We start from the raw sequence: 16,130 nt of genomic DNA on the forward strand, positions 1-16,130 counted from the left end.
GCGCCCGCCGGCGCGCTTGTTTCATTTCAGCGTGAAGAGCGTTCAACAGGTCAAGATTTTCATTCGCCCCGGCGCTTCGATGGCCTATGTCTACCGCGTCATCACGAATAGGAAGAGGCAGGGCATGGCGAGCACATCCATCTGTATCTACGGAGCCGGCGCCCTCGGAGGCGCGATCGCCGTCAAGCTTGCAAGCCGGCTTGGCGATCACGCGACCGTCTCGGTCGTCGCGCGCGGCGCGCATCTGGAGGCGATCCGCAAGGATGGCCTCTCCCTGCATGAAGCCGGTGCCGATGGGCCGATCAATGTGCGGATCACGGCAACGGACGATCCCGCGACGCTGCCGCCGCAGGACCTCATCATCACCGGACTGAAGGGGCATCAGCTCGGCCCGGCGGCGGAAGGCATGGCCGCGTTACTGAAGGACGATACACGGGTCGTCATGGTGCTGAACGGCATTCCCTGGTGGTATTTCCATCGTGATATGCAAAGCGGCCATGCCGAGCTGCAATTCGATGAGCTCGATCCCGGCGGCAAGCTGTGGCGCCTGATCGGCCCGGAGCGGGTGATCGGCTGTGTGGCGATGCAGGGTGCGGAAGTCGTCAATCCCGGCGAAATCCGCCTTTCCAACAATGGCCGCTTCGTGCTCGGCGAACCCTCCGGCGACATGTCGGCCGATCTCGAAACCGTCGCCGGTCTCTTCACCAGGGCCGGCCTCACTGTCTCGACCACGCCGCGCATTCGTGACGAGATCTGGAACAAGCTGACGGGCAATGCAGCCTTCAACCCGATCAGCGCGCTGACGCGAGCCTTGATGACCGATATCATGGCCGATCCTGCGCTTTTCGACATGGTCGGTAAAATCATGAACGAAGTGCGTGCTGTCGGCAGCGCCCTTGGTGCAACATTCAGCATCACCATTGAGGAGAGACTTGAGCAGTCACGCCATATCGGCCCGGTGCGCACCTCGATGTTGCAGGACTTGCTGGCCGGCAAAGCGCTGGAAATCGTGCCGCTCGTCGGCATGGTTGTCGCGCTCGGGCGCACGGCCAAAGTGCCGACGCCCGTTTCCGAGGTGATACTGGCGCTCGTCACGCAGCTCGACAAGGAAAACCAGCGCGGCGGCTGACAGCCGCCTCTTTATGCTATTCCTATATCTTCGCTCTCCACCCCGAATGGATTTCCTATCGGACGTGGCAGTAGCCTTTGACACAACAACAAAGGTTACCACCATGCGAGATGTCATGTCCCCCCAATACCAGCCGCTTCGCCCGCACCGGATCACGCGCGGCAAGAGGCAGATGCGCGAAAAGCGCACGGACCAGGCGCTGATGGTGTTCGGCATCGTGCTCGCCTGCGTCGAACTCTATGTGGTCCTGAGCTCGCTCTGAGAGCCCATCATGAACAATACGGGAAAACTGCGCCCAGGCGGCGCGATCACCGCGCTCGTCACGCCGTTCCGAGACGGTGAGGTCGACGGCGCAGCATTGGAGGACCTTGTTGAATGGCAGGTGCTGAGCGGCGTCGATGGACTCGCGATCTGCACCGCGGCGGGCGAAGGGCCGACCCTTTCGCCTCAGGAACGCCGCATGGTGCTCGACATCTGCATCCGGACCGCGGCGGACCGTATCCCGGTGATCGCCGCGGCCGGAACCAATTGCACCGAAAGCACGATCGCTCTGATACGGGACGCGAAAGAGTGCGGCGCCCGCGCCGTGCTGGTGACTGTGCCTTATTACTCCAAGCCGGGGCAGAAGGGTATCGTCCGTCATTTCGAGCGTATTGCCGCAGCAACCGATCTGCCTGTTCTCATCGAGAATGCGCCGGCGCGGACGGCGAGCGATCTGACCATGGAAACGCTGGAGCGGCTTGCCGCGTTCGAAGCGGTCGTCGCGATCGTCGATTCGACCGGTGATATCGCCCGCTTCGCCAACCTGCCGCCGGCGCTGCGGCAACGCTTCCGATTCCTGTCCGGTCATGACGCCACCGCCCTTTCCTTCCATCTCTCGGGCGGCGACGGTATCGTGTCCGCGGCCGCAAATATCCTTCCCCAGCTCGTCACGTCACTGCAGAAGGCCGCTTATGGAAGCCATATCTCGGCGGCATTCGCGCTCAGCGACAGGCTGCTGCCGGTTGTGGCCGCACTCGGCCCCGAGGACGATCCTGCAAGGCTGAAATATGCGCTGCAGATATTGCGCGGCACGCCTTCGGATCTTCGCCTTCCGCTTGTGCCGATTGAGTCCGGCAGCTGCTTTGCGATCGCCAAGTCGCTTGCCCCCTTCATCGGCGGCAGCGTCGCGCGCATGGCGCTATCCCTATGAGATTTTAATATTTTCGCTTTCGGCGCCAAATGGAAACCCTATCCGCCGGCATCTATCTTGATCAGCGTGACACCGCCGCGACACTCAAACGGCGGTTGAGTTAGACTTCGAAAGGACAAACGATGTCACGCCTAACTGATACCTGTACCAAGACTGACCCGCTGCAACGTGGCGCAAGCCCCCATGCGGCTGCGGTTGATCCTTCCCATCCGCTCTTTGCCGGTCTTGTGGCCGTCGCACTCCGGCTCGGCGCCGTCATGGCCTTTGCCGGGCTCGTGCAGGTGAGCCTCCACCTTATTTCCCAGTAAGAGCCGGATCGAGGATGACGACAATGGCAAATGTACACCAACGCCGACAGATTTCGGCTCCCGTCGCCGCCCGTCCGGCCCGCTTCACCGTCGGCCGCGACAAGGGTGGCCGCTGGATCGTCCAGGATCGCGAGGGGCTCGTCGGCGGTCTCTTCGTCAATGAAGCTGCGGCCCTCCATTTCGCAGCGGAAGAGTGCAACCACAATCCAGATGAGATCTGCCGTGCGGCAACGGGCGCGGTGCTCGATTTTGCACCTCTTGCGCGCAGCACCGGCAATATCCACTGAATACTGTGCCGTTCCTGCCGTTTTGGCACAGCAGGAGCGGCAACACGGCGGAGATTTCCAACTTTTCCTTAACTGCCGTCCTGATAAAGTCCCGCATGCAGAGACTACATATGCCGCGAGACCAATGCCGAAACCGAACTTCCGCTTCACCCATTATGATATCAAGGAACAGCGCGCCGGAACGATCGTCGAGGTGTCGCTGAGCGCCGTGAACAATGTGCGGCTGATGACGGCTCCCAATTTCCAGCGGTTCACCGAAGTGCTCGATTTCAAATATATCGGCGGCGTCGCGCGCAAGTCGCCGGTCAAGCTCGCCATTCCCGAAAGCGGCCACTGGCATATCGTCGTCGATATGGAAGGCCATCACGGGCTGGCGGATTCTTCCGTCAAGCTGATCACCGCTCCAGCCACACAGAAGCGCGCCTGATATCAGCGCTGCCCGATTTCAGCGCGGATTGCGCTCCTTACGAAGTTTTGCCCACCAGTCCAACCGCTTGCGGATCTCGCGTTCGAAACCGCGTTCGGGCGGATCGTAGAAGGTTTGGCGGCCCATTTTTTCCGGGAAATAATCCTGGCCCGAGAAGGCATCCGGCTCGTCGTGATCGTAGCGGTAGCCTTCGCCATATCCCTCGCCCTTCATCAGCTTTGTCGGCGCGTTCAGGATATGCTTCGGCGGCAGGAGCGAACCGTTCTGCTTCGCGGCCATGGTCGCCGCTTTGAAGGCGGTATAGACCGCGTTCGATTTCGGTGCGGTTGCGAGATAAACGCAGGCTTCCGCTAAGGCCAGTTCGCCTTCCGGTGAGCCCAGATAGTCATAGGCATCCTTGGCGGCGTTGCAGATCACCAGCGCCTGCGGATCGGCAAGCCCGATATCCTCCACCGCCATACGCACCAGCCGCCGGCCGAGATAGAGCGGATCCTCGCCAGCATCGAACATACGGGCGAGATAATAGAGGGCGGCATCGGGATCGGAGCCGCGTACGGACTTGTGAAGCGCCGAAATCAAATTGTAGTGGCCGTCCTGCGCCTTGTCATAGACCGGAGCTCGGCGTTGGACGATGCGCGTCAGGCCTTCGGTATCAAAGGTCTCGCCCTCGCGGGTGGCGCGCCAGACTTCTTCAGCCAGCGTCAGCACCGCGCGGCCGTCGCCGTCGGCCATGCGGATCAGGCTGGCGCGTGCGTCCTCGGTCAGCGGCAGTGGCCTTCCCTCGACCGTCTCGGCGCGTTTCAGCAATTCCTCCAAGCTCTCTTCATCATGCGACTTGAAGGTCAGCACGCGGGCGCGCGACAGAAGGGCGGCGTTGAGCTCGAATGACGGGTTTTCCGTCGTCGCGCCGACGAGGATGACAGTGCCATCCTCCATGACCGGCAGGAAACTGTCCTGCTGGGCGCGGTTGAAGCGATGGATCTCATCGACGAAGAGCAGCGTCTGGCGACCGTCCATGCGGCGCATGCGGGCCGCCTCGAAGACTTTCTTCAGGTCGGCAACGCCGGAGAAGATCGCCGAGATCTGTTCGAATGCCAGCCCCGCCTCGCCCGATAACAGCCGCGCAACCGTCGTCTTGCCGGTACCCGGTGGCCCCCAGAAGATCATGGAGCCGAGAGAGCCGCTCTCGATCATGCGGCGCAGAACGCCGTCTTCACCGGTCAGATGCTCCTGGCCGGTGACTTCACCGAGCGTCTTCGGCCGCAGGCGATCGGCAAGCGGCCGCCGGCTGGCGACCTCTTCCGGAACTCGCGGCGCGAAGAGATCATCACTCATCGGAAGAACTGCCTGATACGCTGACCATCGCGCTCGATCTCGACCCGCCAGAGGCTGGGATCGGAATCGGCGATCGCCTCCAGGTCGCGGCTGCTTTTCACTTCGGCCCCATTGATGGAAACGATGATATCCTTCGGCTCGAAGCCGAGGCGGGAAGCGGGAGACCCGCCCTCAACATCGGAGATAACCACACCCGTCGAATCGAGCGGCATCCTCAGCTCATCTGCGACACGCGGCGAAAGGTTTTCCACGACCGCACCGGTAAAGGGCGTGCGTCCGCCGATCGTGCGCTGATCGCGAGGCTGGGTTTCCGGCGCGCGGGCAAGGGCAAGCGTTACCTGCTGCTCGCGCCCGTTCTCCATGACCGTCAGGTTGACCGACTTGCCGAGGCCAGCCGTCGTCAATCGATAAAGAAGCGCATCTGGATGTTCAACGGAGACGCCGTCGACGGCAGTGATCACCTCGCCCGCCTTAAGGCCGGCCTTGGCTGCCGGGCTATCCGCCGTGACCTTGGCGATCAGCGCACCGCGCGCCTTGTCGAGGCCGAGTGCATCGGCGACCTCAGAGGTCACCGGATCGAAACTCGCGCCGATATAGGGCCGCTCGAAGGATTTGACCCCGGAATCGGCCGAGGTGAGGAAGACCTTGACGAGATTGGCAGGAATGGCGAAGCCGATACCGTTAGACCCGCCGCCGCGCGAGAAGATCGCCGTGTTGATGCCGATCAGCTCGCCCTTCATGTTCATCAGCGCGCCGCCGGAATTGCCGGGATTGATCGAGGCATCCGTCTGGATGAAGAAGCCGAATTCGTTCTTGACCACCTGATTGCGGGCAAGTGCCGAAACGATGCCGCTGGTGACGGTCTGGCCGACGCCGAAGGGATTGCCGATTGCCAGCACGAGATCGCCCACTTCCACCGCATCGGAATTGCCGATCGGCAGTGCCGGGAAATCCGCCTTGCTGTCGATCTTCAGCACGGCGAGATCGACGCGGTCGTCGCGCAGAACCACCTTGCAGGGGAACTCGCGACCGTCCGACAGCGCCACCTTGATATCATCTGCACCCTCGACGACATGATTATTGGTCACGACGGTGCCGTTCGCCTCGACGATGACGCCGGAGCCGAGCGAAGACTGCTTTTCGGAGCGGTTTGGCATCTGCTGGCCGAAGAACTGCTCGAAAAAGGGATCGCCGGCAAAGGGCGACTGCCGCTGAATGGTCTTTTCAGCATAGACGTTCACGACAGCGCCCGAGGTCTGCTTGACCAGAGGTGCGAAAGAAAGCTGCATCTGCATCTGACTTTCCGGCACGGTCTTGGTCTGCGCCTGAGCGTAGGCGGGCAGCAGGAGCGTCAGTGCCAGAAGCGAAACGGAGGCGTGCTTGAACAGGCCTTGCATGGGAATCCTTTTGAAATGCTCTCACGAAAAATGTTGTAGCGCCCGACGCTAGAAAGGAAAGAGGGCGGAAGCATGGAAGACAAAGGCATCGCGGATTTGGGAATTTGAATCAGCAAAATCAAGCAGGTTACTGATATCTAAGCTCAAAAGCAGGACGTAGTCACCGGGCAGGGACATCATCTTGAAAGCGGCCCGGCGGGTTTGATCCTTGCCATAAAACGGAGCTGCATCATCTTTGCCGTGAGGCCGAAACAGAGTGCCCTTACAGCTGGAGAGATTATGAAGACCGCCATCCTATCCGCCGCCATCTGCGCCACGTTATTCGCTCTTGCACCGAATGGCGCGCAGGCGGCGAGCTTCAACTGCGATGCAAAGGAGCTGCAGCCGGATGAGAAGGTGATCTGCGAGAACCGACCACTCAACGATGCCGATGTGAAGATGGTGACGACCTTCGAGCTGTTGTCCGGCCTGCTCGCCATGGGTGCGCGCGGTACGCTGCAGGACGAGCAGACCGCGTGGCTGAAGAAGCGGCAGGCCTGTGGCGCAGATGCCGCCTGCATTGGTGCTGCCTATCAGGAACGGTTGAAGCAGCTCGGTGAGACCTACAAGCACATCAATCGTCCGCTCTGAGGACGTTCAGTCCTGATCTCCCCGGCCCTGGAAATCGGCAATCATCTCGTTGATGAGGCTGGCGGCCTGGCGCAGCCGTTCTTCGCCATAGGTGGCACCGTGTTCGTTTGCCCATACTGCCTGGCGGGCGGAGATATCTGCAAGCGCTTTCTTTCCCGCCTCGGTCAGCTCCATCAGCTTGGCGCGCTGGTGGACCGGGTTGGCGCGGTAGGCAATCAGCCCCTCGCCTTCAAGAAGATCGGCGATCCGCTGTACGCCTTGGCGCGCAAGACCGAGCGCACGCGCTGCATCGGCAACCGACATAGGCGCGTGGTCGGCCGCAGCAAGCACCTGCCAGCGCGCACTGGTCTGCCCGGCAGGTCTGGCAAGCGCATCGCCTTCAGCCTGCAAGTGGGAGGAAAGGCGGATCACCGCGATAGAGAGGGCGGCAAAAGCATCGCCGTCAGGCATACGTTTTCTCATCATCTTGACAACATATTGTCATTCATTGATAATGACAATATGTTGTCATATGGTGCAGCAACACGCAAGGAGGAGCGCATGAAGAAGACCTATCACGGAAGCTGCCATTGCGGCCGTATCCGCTACGAGGCCGATATCGACATTCAGGCCGGGACGGGAAAGTGCAACTGCTCAATCTGCTGGAAGCGCCGCTACTGGGGCGCCAACATCAAGCCCGAGGATTTCCGTCTTCTGTGCGAGGAGACCGGCATCAGCGATTACCAGTTCGGCACCTTCTCCGGCCATCACCGCTTCTGCGCCAACTGCGGGGTGGCGGCTTACGGCGACGGCTATGTCGAGGCAGTCGGCGGCGCCTATGTCTCGATTAATCTCGCCTGCCTTGACGATCTCGATCCCGCCGAGCTTGCGGAAGCGCCGGTGCAATATTTCGACGGCAGGAACAATAGCTGGTGGAATGTGCCGACCGAAACGCGGCATCTCTGAAAACGCCACGACCCGCTGACTCTTAGTCAGCGGGTCGTAGGTTTGAAATACTATACGTCTTAGCGGGCGTTCAGATCGCGTACGGCGCCACGGTCGGCACTTGTTGCGAAAGCCGCATAGGCCTTGAGCGCAGTCGAGACGTTGCGCTTGCGCGGCTCGGCCGGATGCCAGCCCTTCTGATCCTGCTCGGCGCGGCGGGCAGCAAGCTCCGCATCGCTGACACGCAGGCTGATCGTACGGTTCGGAATATCGATGTCGATCATGTCGCCCTGGCGCACGAGACCGATCGTGCCGCCGTTGGCAGCTTCCGGCGAGGCATGGCCAATCGAGAGACCGGAGGTGCCACCCGAGAAGCGGCCGTCAGTGATGAGCGCACAAGCCTTGCCGAGGCCTTTCGACTTCAGATAGCTCGTCGGATAGAGCATTTCCTGCATGCCAGGGCCGCCCTTCGGGCCTTCATAACGGATGACGACGACATCGCCGGCAACGACTTCATTGCCGAGGATGCCCTTGACGGCCGCGTCCTGGCTTTCAAAGACCTTGGCAGGACCGGAGAATTTCAGGATCGACTCATCGACGCCGGCCGTCTTCACGATGCAGCCGTCGAGCGCCAGATTGCCCTTGAGGACGGCCAGACCACCATCCTTGGAGAAGGGATGCTCGACGGAGCGAATGACGCCGCCGACGCGGTCGGTATCGAGTTCATCCCAGCGGGCTTCCTGGCTGAAGGCAACCTGGGTCGGGATGCCGCCGGGAGCCGCGCGATAGAACTTGCGAACCGTCTCACTGTTGGTGCGGGTGATATCCCAACGATCGATCGCGTCACCCAGCGTTTCGGCATGAACCGTCGGGCAGTCGCGATTGAGGAGGCCGCCCTTATCGAGCTCGCCGAGGATCGACATGATGCCGCCGGCGCGATGAACGTCTTCCATATGCACGTCGGACTTGGCCGGAGCGACCTTCGAAAGGCAGGGAACGCGGCGCGACAGCGCATCGATGTCGGCCATGGTGAAATCCACCTCGCCTTCATGGGCAGCCGCCAGAATGTGCAGAACCGTATTGGTCGAGCCGCCCATGGCGATATCGAGCGCCATGGCATTCTCGAAAGCCTGTTTCGAGGCGATCGTGCGCGGCAGGGTCTTCTCATCCTCCTGCTCGTAATAGCGGCGAGCGAGATCGACGATCAGGTGGCCGGCTTCGACGAAGAGGCGCTTGCGGTCGGCATGGGTGGCAAGCGTCGAGCCGTTGCCGGGCAGCGACAGACCGAGCGCTTCCGTCAGGCAGTTCATGGAGTTTGCGGTAAACATGCCGGAGCATGAACCGCAGGTCGGACAGGCAGAGCGCTCGATGACCTTGACGTCTTCGTCGGAGATCTTGTCATCGGCAGCAGCGACCATGGCATCGACGAGGTCGAGCGCATGCGTCTTGCCATGCAGGACGACCTTGCCGGCTTCCATCGGGCCGCCGGAAACGAAAATAGTGGGTATGTTGAGGCGGAGCGACGCCATCAGCATGCCGGGAGTGATCTTGTCGCAGTTGGAGATGCAGACCATGGCGTCGGCACAGTGGGCGTTGACCATGTATTCGACGCTGTCGGCGATCAGTTCGCGCGAGGGCAGCGAATAGAGCATGCCGTCGTGGCCCATGGCGATACCGTCGTCGACGGCGATCGTGTTGAACTCCTTGGCAACGCCGCCGGCCGCTTCGATTTCGCGGGCGACCAGCTGGCCGAGATCCTTGAGGTGGACGTGGCCGGGCACGAACTGGGTGAAGGAATTCACCACGGCGATGATCGGCTTGCCGAAATCCGAATCCTTCATGCCCGTGGCGCGCCAAAGGCCGCGCGCGCCCGCCATGTTGCGGCCGTGGGTCGTGGTTCTGGAACGATAAGCTGGCATCGGTGTCTTCCTCAATATCCAGGAATTGTCTGGCGATGCGGGGCGGCAAAAGGATTTGCGGAGGCCGGGCAGTCGCTGCTTTTTGGAATTGTCCTAATCCAATCGACCCTAGCTGTCACTACCGGGAACGCCCAAAGCGGTACGGGTAGCACCATCGGGTATATACGGACGCAAGCTCTCTTTTGTTACGGCCTATTCCATCACGGACGAACACAAAAAATTGGCTTTTCGTCGCTAGGATTCAAGGCATACACACTGATCCAAAGCGCGTAATTTGCGTTTAAGATTCACGCGGGCTGCCCCGCCCAAGAGGAATTCGACATGCCAACCTATCGTCCGCCCAAGGTCCCTTCTTCCGAGATCACGCCGCGCGAGGTTTATATGAAGCGCCGGGAATTTCTTGGCGCCGCGACACTCAGCGCCATGGCGCTCTACGGCGCTGGCAAGGCGAGCGCTGCGGCGCTTACGACCGTCAAGAGCAAGTACACGGTCGATGACAAGCTGACGCCGATCAAGGACGTGACCACCTACAACAACTTCTACGAATTCGGCCTCGACAAGGGCGATCCTGCAGCCCTTTCCGGCAAGTTCAAGCCGCTGCCCTGGACGATAAAGGTCGACGGCCTCGTCAATAAGCCCGGCACCTTCGATATCGAAGCGCTGATGAAGGAATTCCCCATCGAGGAACGCGTCTACCGCATGCGTTGCGTTGAGGCCTGGTCGATGGTCATTCCGTGGAGCGGCTTTCCGCTTGCTTCGCTTCTCGACAAGGTGGAACCGCAGGGCAGCGCCAAATATGTTGCCTTCGAGACCGTTGTGCGGCCGGAGGAGATGCCCGGTCAGGCCGGCTTCTTCCAGTCGCTCGACTGGCCCTATGTGGAGGGTCTGCGCATGGACGAAGCCCGGCACCCGCTGACACTGCTTGCCGTCGGGCTCTATGGCGAAACGCTGCCGAACCAGAATGGCGCACCGGTGCGTCTCGTTGTCCCCTGGAAATACGGTTTCAAGGGCATCAAGTCGATCGTGCGCATCACGCTGACCGACCAGCAGCCGAAGAATACCTGGCAGGTGACAAACCCGCAGGAATACGGCTTCTATGCCAACGTCAATCCGGCCGTCGATCATCCGCGCTGGAGCCAGGCGACGGAGCGGCGCATCGGCGAAAGCGGCTTCTTCGGCGCCAGCCGCCATCCCACCCTGCCCTTCAACGGCTATGCCGACGAAGTCGCCAGTCTCTACGACGGCATGGATCTCCGGGTGAACTTCTGATGGCAGCGTTTTCGCTCGCCATTCCGAAGCGCTTGCAGCCGGCATCCGTCTGGCTGCTCTATGGTGTGGGGCTCCTGCCCGCAGCCTGGAACTTCTATCTCGGCGCAACGGACCAGCTCGGCGCCGATCCGGTGAAGACCTTCGAGCTCTTCCTCGGCATCTGGACCATCCGCTTCCTGATCCTGACGCTTGCGGTTACCCCTGCCCGCGATCTTCTCGGCTGGAATTACCTGCGCTATCGCCGCGCACTCGGCCTTCTGACGTTTTACTATGCTCTGATGCATTTCACCGTCTACATGGTGCTCGATCAGGCGCTGGACGTCGCTGCCGTCATCGATGACGTCGTGAAGCGACCCTTCATCATGTTCGGCATGGGTGCACTGGCGATGCTCGTTCCACTCGCGCTCACATCCAATAATTTCTCGATCCGCAGGCTGGGCAAGAACTGGATCTGGCTCCATCGCCTCGTCTACATCGTTGCCGCATCGGCAGCACTGCACTTTGCTCTGTCGACGAAGATCCTGGACCTCGAGCAATATATCTATGTCGGGCTGATCATCGCGCTGATCCTCTACCGCTCCTACAAGCCCATCGGGCGGAGCCGAAAGATGGGTCAAGGACGGGCACGCGGACGAACCGTAGCATCATCAGCGTCATAGAGATCCGCGTTACGGCTCGGAAGACAATCGCCTGCGTGCGGGATCAAGCGCATAGGCCGCAGCTATCCCGATAGAATAGGCGACGATATTCCAGAGCGAGAAGACTCTCCCAAGCAGCAAGGCGCCGGCGGTCGTCGATCGAAACGCATCGAGCCAGGGCGTGTGATGGAGCCGGAACAACTCGACGCTTATCGCAACGCATAGCGCCATAAGAGCAATTCCTGCGGGGCGAATGCTCCCAAAGAGGCCTGCGATGATAAATGCAAGCAGGACATAAACCATCGATCCCCAGAGCAGTGAGCCGCCGTATTTGACGATGAAGAAGGGAAGATCGGCCGCATAACCGAATCGCCGGAGTGTCAAACCGGAAATGATGATGAGCAGCAGGGCCGCGAGGCGCTGGGCATGGATGCGCCGAATAATCTTGTGTGAATTCAAAAAGGCCACCACAATTCTAACCGAGTTCCGCTGCCTAATTTCCAATCATCAAGATATCAAGCTGTCGCCGTCACTCGGTAGGTTCGCACTGTTTCAAAACAGAGGTTGCTCGCCAGCATATGCCAAAAGTCGCCGCACTCCCGGAATTACTTCCTCTTTTGGACAAGCATCTGATCGACCGGCCGGCCGATCTTCAACGCAATGGCATCGAACGCTTCATCGTCGAATTCTTCTATTTTGCCGTCAAGGAGGCCCGAGCCTGCCTCTTCGCAGGCCTGTTTTTTCTGTCGGTCTTCCTGGTCCCGCATGCAGGCATCATCGGTATTCCGCGTTATGATCTGCTGCTGATTATCGCTCTTGCGATTCAGGCTTGGATGGTCTGGGCAAAGCTCGAAACCATCGACGAATTGAAGGCGATCTCTGTCTTTCATCTGATTGGTTTTGCACTGGAGGTCTTCAAGACCTCAGGCAGCATCCAATCGTGGAGCTATCCGGATTTCGCCTATACCAAACTGTTTGGCGTCCCGCTTTTTTCCGGCTTCATGTATGCGGCTGTCGGCAGCTACGTCATTCAGGCTTGGCGCCTTTTTGATCTGCGCGTGAGACATCATCCGCCCTACTGGATGGCCGGGCTCATGGCATTGGCGATCTACGCCAACTTCTTCACCCATCACTATATCGGCGACTACCGTTGGTACATCGCCGCCTGCACGCTCGGTCTTTATGCGCGCACCACCGTCATTTTCAGGCCCTATGATCAGGACCGCAAGATGCCCCTGCTTCTCGCCTTCATCCTGATCGGCTTCTTCATCTGGCTTGCGGAAAACATCAGCACCTTCTTCGGCGTGTGGCGCTATCCGAACCAGATCGGCGCGTGGTCGACCGTGCATATCGGCAAATGGAGTTCGTGGTGCCTGCTGGTGATCATGACCTTCACGATCGTCGCGAACCTCAAGCACATCAAATACAAGATCCACGTGCCGGAATGAATGCAAAAACAGGCAGCGAACCAGCAAACCGGTAGATGCACCGCCGAATGCGAGCAGGGCTCGTCTATATGTGGGTCCGCAGCTGCTCGTCCCAGTAGCGCGGTCTGCAACCTTCAGCAAGGCATTGAAGGGCAGCGTCGCGTCGGGGAGGCAATGCCGTTGCGGGAGGCACCTTAGCAAAATCCTGCAGATCGGCCGGCTCTATTCCCTCAAGATCGTGTCACGCATCAAACGATGCCTCATGGTCCGCTCACCCGTCTTGTCGCCTACGCGGGTCAAGTTCCTGAAACCGGCGTGTCGATTTCGGCCTGTCGCCTTCGACTAAGGGTGAGCTAGTCGAAGAAGAAGAGCCAACCATGGTTTCCATTGAGCACTCCGAACAAGTCCAACTACAGTCGCAGCACCTCAGTGTCGTGCGCACCTTGCAAGCGGTTTGGGTACTGCTGAAGCATCAGCGAAGGTACCGCCGAAGCTTGAGCAAACTTTCGCGGTTTGACGCTCGCCTGCTACGTGACGTCGGGTTGGTGTCCCCGGAAATCTCAACCGGGAAAATCGCAGAATGGTTTCCTCCCTGTCCAGACGATCAGAGGCTGGGATCAAAGCCGCCCATCCTTACGGTAGGTGACGGAATTTAAGCCGTGCTTGCGTATTCTCGTGCATCTCGAGGATTGACGGGGCGGAGGTCAGGGCTTTTTGACGAAGCCCATGAAGTTTGCGAGCAGCTTGTCGTATCGGGTTGCGACGCGTCTGAACTGTTTGAGCTTGCTGAACAAGCGTTCGATACGGTTGCGCTCCCTGTAGAAGACGGCGTCGTAAGAGCGCTGGAGCTTGCGGTTGCGTTTCGCCGGGATGACGATGTCAGCACCAATTTCGGCGATCTTGACGCACAGATAATCGGCGTCATAGCGGCAATGGTAGCTGCCGCTGCGCTGTCCGGGAGAGGCGAGCCGGAAGTCCAAGCGACTCTGTTGTGGCAGGATTCTTTTTCGGTCTTTGTCGAATCGTGGCCTCCAAAAGCGACTAATATCGACAGCACCATGGAGAACCTAATGCGCTACCTCTGTCTCTTCTACATCGATCAAACTCTTGCTGATGCCGCCAGCAAGGAGGAATGGGCCGAGATTGACCGGGAGTCTCTCGCTTCCAATGAAGAACTCAAACGATCAGGCCACTATCTCGCCTCCAACGCGCTTGCTGACCCAAAGACTGCAAAGACACTGCGCGTTCGCGCCGGCAAGGTCAGTTGGAGCGACGGGCCGTTCGCAGAGACTAAGGAGCATCTGGGCGGCTTCCTGCTCATTGAAGCGAAGAACCTTGCGGAGGCAATGGAGATCGCAGAGCGGGACTCGCTCGCTCGGATGGGGGCAATCGAGGTGCGAGAGACTGCTGGTTTTTAGATTCGGAGCGCCCGGTTACTTCCGCAGGCTATACCGTTCGATGTTCTGGAATGAGACGCCGCCATGGCATGGCCAGGATCGTTGCGGCGTGCGCAATGTCATCAAGCCGTCCTCGGTGACAGGCCGGCGACGATCGATCGCTTCAGTCTACCTGAGCGAAAACGGTCTGCCAGCCTTCTATTGCCTACGAAAAAGCCGGGCGCAAGGCCCGGCTTTTCTGCTTTTCCGAAACCGGAAAATCTCAGGCAGCGACAGACTGCTCTTCGGCAGCGACGCGAGCCTTGTCGGCTGCGCCCTTTGCATAGGCGTCGCGGTCAACGAATTCGATGACGGCGAGAGCGGCGTTGTCGCCCTGGCGGAAGCCCGCCTTCATGATACGCAGGTAGCCGCCGTTGCGGGTTGCGTAACGCGAAGCGATCGTGTCGAAGAGCTTCGAAACGACAGCGGCGTCCTTGATCTGCGAGATCGCCTGACGACGAGCGTGCAGGTCGCCGCGCTTGCCGAGGGTGACGAGCTTTTCGACAATCGGACGGATTTCCTTGGCCTTCGGAAGGGTCGTTACGATCTGCTCGTGGGTGATGAGCGAAGCCGCCATGTTGGCGAACATCGCCTTGCGGTGGCTTGCAGTTCTATTCAGCTTGCGGCCGGCTTTACCATGGCGCATTGCTATTCTCCTTTAATGCAGTGCCCTTACTTCGTTACCGGGCCTGCCGTTTCCTGGCACATGCAGGCGATAGGCCTGCTGTTTGACGGGGAAAGGCAGCCGTGAAGAGCCTGCCTTTTTGGTTCTTAATATTGATCTTCGTAGCGCTTGGCGAGATCTTCGATGTTCTCGGGCGGCCATGCCGGCACTTCCATGCCGAGGTGCAGGCCCATGGAAGCGAGAACTTCCTTGATTTCATTCAGCGACTTGCGACCAAAGTTCGGGGTGCGGAGCATTTCTGCTTCGGTCTTCTGAATGAGGTCACCGATGTAGACGATGTTGTCGTTCTTCAGGCAATTTGCCGAACGAACGGACAGTTCGAGCTCGTCCACCTTCTTGAGGAGCGCCGGGTTGAAGGCCAGTTCGGTGACGGCTTCTTCTTCGGCTTCCTTCTGCGGTTCGTCGAAGTTGACGAAGACGCCAAGCTGGTCCTGCAGGATGCGAGCCGCGAAAGCGACGGCATCTTCGCCGGAGACTGAGCCATCGGTTTCGATGGTCATGGTCAGCTTGTCGTAGTCGAGAACCTGTCCTTCGCGGGTATTTTCAACCTTGTAGGACACCTTCTTGACCGGTGAATAGAGGCTGTCGACCGGGATAAGACCGATCGGAGCATCTTCCGCACGATTGCGCTCGGCCGGGACATAGCCCTTGCCGTTGTTGACGGTGAACTCCATGCGGATTTCGGCACCCTCGTCGAGCGTGCAGATGACATGCTCGGGGTTGAGGATTTCGATATCGCCAACCGTCTGGATGTCGCCAGCGGTTACAACACCCGGACCCTGCTTGCGCACGACCATGCGCTTGGCATCGTCGCCATCCATCTTGATGGCGATTTCCTTGATGTTGAGCACGATGTCTGTAACGTCCTCGCGAACGCCCGGGATCGAGGAGAATTCATGCAACACGCCGTCGATCTGCACGGCCGTAACAGCGGCACCGCGCAGAGAGGAGAGCAGAACGCGACGCAGCGCGTTGCCGAGCGTGAGGCCGAAACCGCGCTCAAGCGGCTCTGCAACGAGAGTCGCCTTGGTGCGCGAGCTCGAAGAGAACTCCACCTTGTTCGGCTTGATCAGTTCCTGCCAGTTCTTCTGAATCATAATTTTGCCTTCCGTTCGTTGCCACCATCC

19 protein-coding genes and 1 pseudogene are annotated in these 16,130 nt (G+C 59.8%); 12 read left to right on the plus strand and 8 right to left on the minus strand.

The genetic code is table 11. The features are described 5' to 3' along the window. The first annotated feature begins 124 nt into the window (after positions 1 to 124). From FHT87_RS22980 to FHT87_RS23005, 6 genes are all read left to right on the plus strand, one after another. Entirely contained in the window at positions 125 to 1,129 is a 1,005-nt protein-coding gene (locus FHT87_RS22980) for a 2-dehydropantoate 2-reductase (RefSeq protein ID WP_183729991.1), read from the plus strand. A gap of 115 nt (positions 1,130 to 1,244) precedes the next feature. Further along, positions 1,245 to 1,391, plus strand: coding sequence for a hypothetical protein (locus FHT87_RS22985; RefSeq protein WP_183805020.1), 147 nt, complete (start codon positions 1,245 to 1,247; stop codon positions 1,389 to 1,391). A gap of 9 nt (positions 1,392 to 1,400) precedes the next feature. Beyond that, positions 1,401 to 2,321 (plus strand): 4-hydroxy-tetrahydrodipicolinate synthase, encoded by a 921-nt coding sequence (dapA, locus tag FHT87_RS22990; RefSeq protein ID WP_183805022.1) that lies wholly within the window; start codon positions 1,401 to 1,403, stop codon positions 2,319 to 2,321. Between the two features lie 122 nt (positions 2,322 to 2,443). Then, positions 2,444 to 2,629, plus strand: coding sequence for a hypothetical protein (locus FHT87_RS22995; protein WP_183730000.1), 186 nt, complete (start codon positions 2,444 to 2,446; stop codon positions 2,627 to 2,629). A gap of 23 nt (positions 2,630 to 2,652) precedes the next feature. Further along, positions 2,653 to 2,916 (plus strand): hypothetical protein, encoded by a 264-nt coding sequence (locus FHT87_RS23000; protein WP_183730003.1) that lies wholly within the window; start codon positions 2,653 to 2,655, stop codon positions 2,914 to 2,916. 124 nt (positions 2,917 to 3,040) lie between these two features. Continuing rightward, positions 3,041 to 3,343 carry a DUF1883 domain-containing protein gene (locus FHT87_RS23005; RefSeq protein ID WP_183730006.1) on the plus strand — a complete coding sequence of 101 codons (303 nt, stop codon included), beginning with the start codon at positions 3,041 to 3,043 and terminating at the stop codon, positions 3,341 to 3,343. An 18-nt stretch (positions 3,344 to 3,361) separates the two neighbouring features. Here FHT87_RS23005 and FHT87_RS23010 read toward each other — a convergent pair whose 3' ends face one another. Both FHT87_RS23010 and FHT87_RS23015 read right to left on the minus strand, forming a co-directional pair. Beyond that, positions 3,362 to 4,678 (minus strand): replication-associated recombination protein A, encoded by a 1,317-nt coding sequence (locus tag FHT87_RS23010; RefSeq protein WP_183730009.1) that lies wholly within the window; start codon positions 4,676 to 4,678, stop codon positions 3,362 to 3,364. Then, complete coding sequence (locus tag FHT87_RS23015) at positions 4,675 to 6,075, minus strand: DegQ family serine endoprotease (RefSeq protein WP_183730012.1); 1,401 nt, start codon at positions 6,073 to 6,075, stop codon at positions 4,675 to 4,677. Before FHT87_RS23015 ends, FHT87_RS23010 begins: the two co-directional genes overlap by 4 nt. Positions 6,076 to 6,354: 279 nt before the next feature. Here FHT87_RS23015 and FHT87_RS23020 point away from each other — a divergent pair, with 279 nt between their 5' ends. Continuing rightward, complete coding sequence (locus tag FHT87_RS23020) at positions 6,355 to 6,705, plus strand: hypothetical protein (RefSeq protein ID WP_183730015.1); 351 nt, start codon at positions 6,355 to 6,357, stop codon at positions 6,703 to 6,705. 6 nt (positions 6,706 to 6,711) lie between these two features. On the opposite strand, the gene FHT87_RS23025 is transcribed toward FHT87_RS23020, so the two are convergent. Further along, entirely contained in the window at positions 6,712 to 7,155 is a 444-nt protein-coding gene (locus FHT87_RS23025) for a MarR family winged helix-turn-helix transcriptional regulator (RefSeq protein ID WP_246698111.1), read from the minus strand. Positions 7,156 to 7,245: 90 nt separating this feature from the next. Here FHT87_RS23025 and FHT87_RS23030 point away from each other — a divergent pair, with 90 nt between their 5' ends. Beyond that, positions 7,246 to 7,650, plus strand: coding sequence for a GFA family protein (locus tag FHT87_RS23030; protein ID WP_183730019.1), 405 nt, complete (start codon positions 7,246 to 7,248; stop codon positions 7,648 to 7,650). 59 nt (positions 7,651 to 7,709) lie between these two features. On the opposite strand, the gene ilvD is transcribed toward FHT87_RS23030, so the two are convergent. Next, entirely contained in the window at positions 7,710 to 9,548 is a 1,839-nt protein-coding gene (ilvD, locus tag FHT87_RS23035; protein WP_183805024.1) for a dihydroxy-acid dehydratase, read from the minus strand. Between the two features lie 321 nt (positions 9,549 to 9,869). Here ilvD and msrP point away from each other — a divergent pair, with 321 nt between their 5' ends. Both msrP and msrQ read left to right on the plus strand, forming a co-directional pair. After that, positions 9,870 to 10,817 carry a protein-methionine-sulfoxide reductase catalytic subunit MsrP gene (gene msrP / locus FHT87_RS23040; RefSeq protein ID WP_183730025.1) on the plus strand — a complete coding sequence of 316 codons (948 nt, stop codon included), beginning with the start codon at positions 9,870 to 9,872 and terminating at the stop codon, positions 10,815 to 10,817. Beyond that, positions 10,817 to 11,476: a protein-methionine-sulfoxide reductase heme-binding subunit MsrQ gene (gene msrQ / locus FHT87_RS23045; RefSeq protein WP_183730028.1), complete on the plus strand. Its 660-nt coding sequence runs from the start codon at positions 10,817 to 10,819 to the stop codon at positions 11,474 to 11,476. Before msrP ends, msrQ begins: the two co-directional genes overlap by 1 nt. A gap of 9 nt (positions 11,477 to 11,485) precedes the next feature. Here the strand turns inward: msrQ and FHT87_RS23050 are convergent, their stop codons facing one another. After that, positions 11,486 to 11,914 carry a DUF2809 domain-containing protein gene (locus FHT87_RS23050; RefSeq protein ID WP_183731002.1) on the minus strand — a complete coding sequence of 143 codons (429 nt, stop codon included), beginning with the start codon at positions 11,912 to 11,914 and terminating at the stop codon, positions 11,486 to 11,488. A 119-nt stretch (positions 11,915 to 12,033) separates the two neighbouring features. Between FHT87_RS23050 and FHT87_RS23055 the strand changes: the two genes are divergently transcribed. After that, complete coding sequence (locus FHT87_RS23055; protein WP_183730031.1) at positions 12,034 to 12,903, plus strand: DUF817 domain-containing protein; 870 nt, start codon at positions 12,034 to 12,036, stop codon at positions 12,901 to 12,903. A gap of 683 nt (positions 12,904 to 13,586) precedes the next feature. On the opposite strand, the pseudogene FHT87_RS23065 reads toward FHT87_RS23055, so the two are convergent. Then, positions 13,587 to 13,808: pseudogene (locus FHT87_RS23065) on the minus strand (transposase); the annotation flags it as partial. A 144-nt stretch (positions 13,809 to 13,952) separates the two neighbouring features. Between FHT87_RS23065 and FHT87_RS23070 the strand changes: the two are divergent. Then, positions 13,953 to 14,300 (plus strand): YciI family protein, encoded by a 348-nt coding sequence (locus FHT87_RS23070; RefSeq protein ID WP_183730037.1) that lies wholly within the window; start codon positions 13,953 to 13,955, stop codon positions 14,298 to 14,300. 241 nt (positions 14,301 to 14,541) lie between these two features. Here FHT87_RS23070 and rplQ read toward each other — a convergent pair whose 3' ends face one another. Then, positions 14,542 to 14,964, minus strand: coding sequence for a 50S ribosomal protein L17 (rplQ, locus tag FHT87_RS23075; protein ID WP_183730040.1), 423 nt, complete (start codon positions 14,962 to 14,964; stop codon positions 14,542 to 14,544). A 125-nt stretch (positions 14,965 to 15,089) separates the two neighbouring features. Beyond that, the gene (locus FHT87_RS23080) at positions 15,090 to 16,100 is read right to left on the minus strand and encodes a DNA-directed RNA polymerase subunit alpha (protein ID WP_018115507.1); all 1,011 of its coding nucleotides are present in this window, start codon (positions 16,098 to 16,100) and stop codon (positions 15,090 to 15,092) included. Between the last annotated feature and the right edge of the window lie 30 nt (positions 16,101 to 16,130).

This window comes from Rhizobium sp. BK316, assembly GCF_014193695.1.
Lineage (GTDB): Bacteria > Pseudomonadota > Alphaproteobacteria > Rhizobiales > Rhizobiaceae > Rhizobium.

Excerpts from the sequence above, each read along its gene's own strand:
- FHT87_RS22980 (WP_183729991.1), top strand. The coding sequence starts at position 125 with ATGGCGAGCACATCCATCTGTATCTACGGAGCCGGCGCCCTCGGAGGC.
- FHT87_RS22985 (WP_183805020.1), top strand. The coding sequence starts at position 1,245 with ATGTCCCCCCAATACCAGCCGCTTCGCCCGCACCGGATCACGCGCGGC.
- dapA (WP_183805022.1), top strand. The coding sequence starts at position 1,401 with ATGAACAATACGGGAAAACTGCGCCCAGGCGGCGCGATCACCGCGCTC.
- FHT87_RS22995 (WP_183730000.1), top strand. The coding sequence starts at position 2,444 with ATGTCACGCCTAACTGATACCTGTACCAAGACTGACCCGCTGCAACGT.
- FHT87_RS23000 (WP_183730003.1), top strand. The coding sequence starts at position 2,653 with ATGGCAAATGTACACCAACGCCGACAGATTTCGGCTCCCGTCGCCGCC.
- FHT87_RS23005 (WP_183730006.1), top strand. The coding sequence starts at position 3,041 with ATGCCGAAACCGAACTTCCGCTTCACCCATTATGATATCAAGGAACAG.
- FHT87_RS23010 (WP_183730009.1), bottom strand. The coding sequence starts at position 4,678 with ATGAGTGATGATCTCTTCGCGCCGCGAGTTCCGGAAGAGGTCGCCAGC.
- FHT87_RS23015 (WP_183730012.1), bottom strand. The coding sequence starts at position 6,075 with ATGCAAGGCCTGTTCAAGCACGCCTCCGTTTCGCTTCTGGCACTGACG.
- FHT87_RS23020 (WP_183730015.1), top strand. The coding sequence starts at position 6,355 with ATGAAGACCGCCATCCTATCCGCCGCCATCTGCGCCACGTTATTCGCT.
- FHT87_RS23025 (WP_246698111.1), bottom strand. The coding sequence starts at position 7,155 with ATGCCTGACGGCGATGCTTTTGCCGCCCTCTCTATCGCGGTGATCCGC.
- FHT87_RS23030 (WP_183730019.1), top strand. The coding sequence starts at position 7,246 with ATGAAGAAGACCTATCACGGAAGCTGCCATTGCGGCCGTATCCGCTAC.
- ilvD (WP_183805024.1), bottom strand. The coding sequence starts at position 9,548 with ATGCCAGCTTATCGTTCCAGAACCACGACCCACGGCCGCAACATGGCG.
- msrP (WP_183730025.1), top strand. The coding sequence starts at position 9,870 with ATGCCAACCTATCGTCCGCCCAAGGTCCCTTCTTCCGAGATCACGCCG.
- msrQ (WP_183730028.1), top strand. The coding sequence starts at position 10,817 with ATGGCAGCGTTTTCGCTCGCCATTCCGAAGCGCTTGCAGCCGGCATCC.
- FHT87_RS23055 (WP_183730031.1), top strand. The coding sequence starts at position 12,034 with ATGCCAAAAGTCGCCGCACTCCCGGAATTACTTCCTCTTTTGGACAAG.
- FHT87_RS23070 (WP_183730037.1), top strand. The coding sequence starts at position 13,953 with ATGCGCTACCTCTGTCTCTTCTACATCGATCAAACTCTTGCTGATGCC.
- rplQ (WP_183730040.1), bottom strand. The coding sequence starts at position 14,964 with ATGCGCCATGGTAAAGCCGGCCGCAAGCTGAATAGAACTGCAAGCCAC.
- FHT87_RS23080 (WP_018115507.1), bottom strand. The coding sequence starts at position 16,100 with ATGATTCAGAAGAACTGGCAGGAACTGATCAAGCCGAACAAGGTGGAG.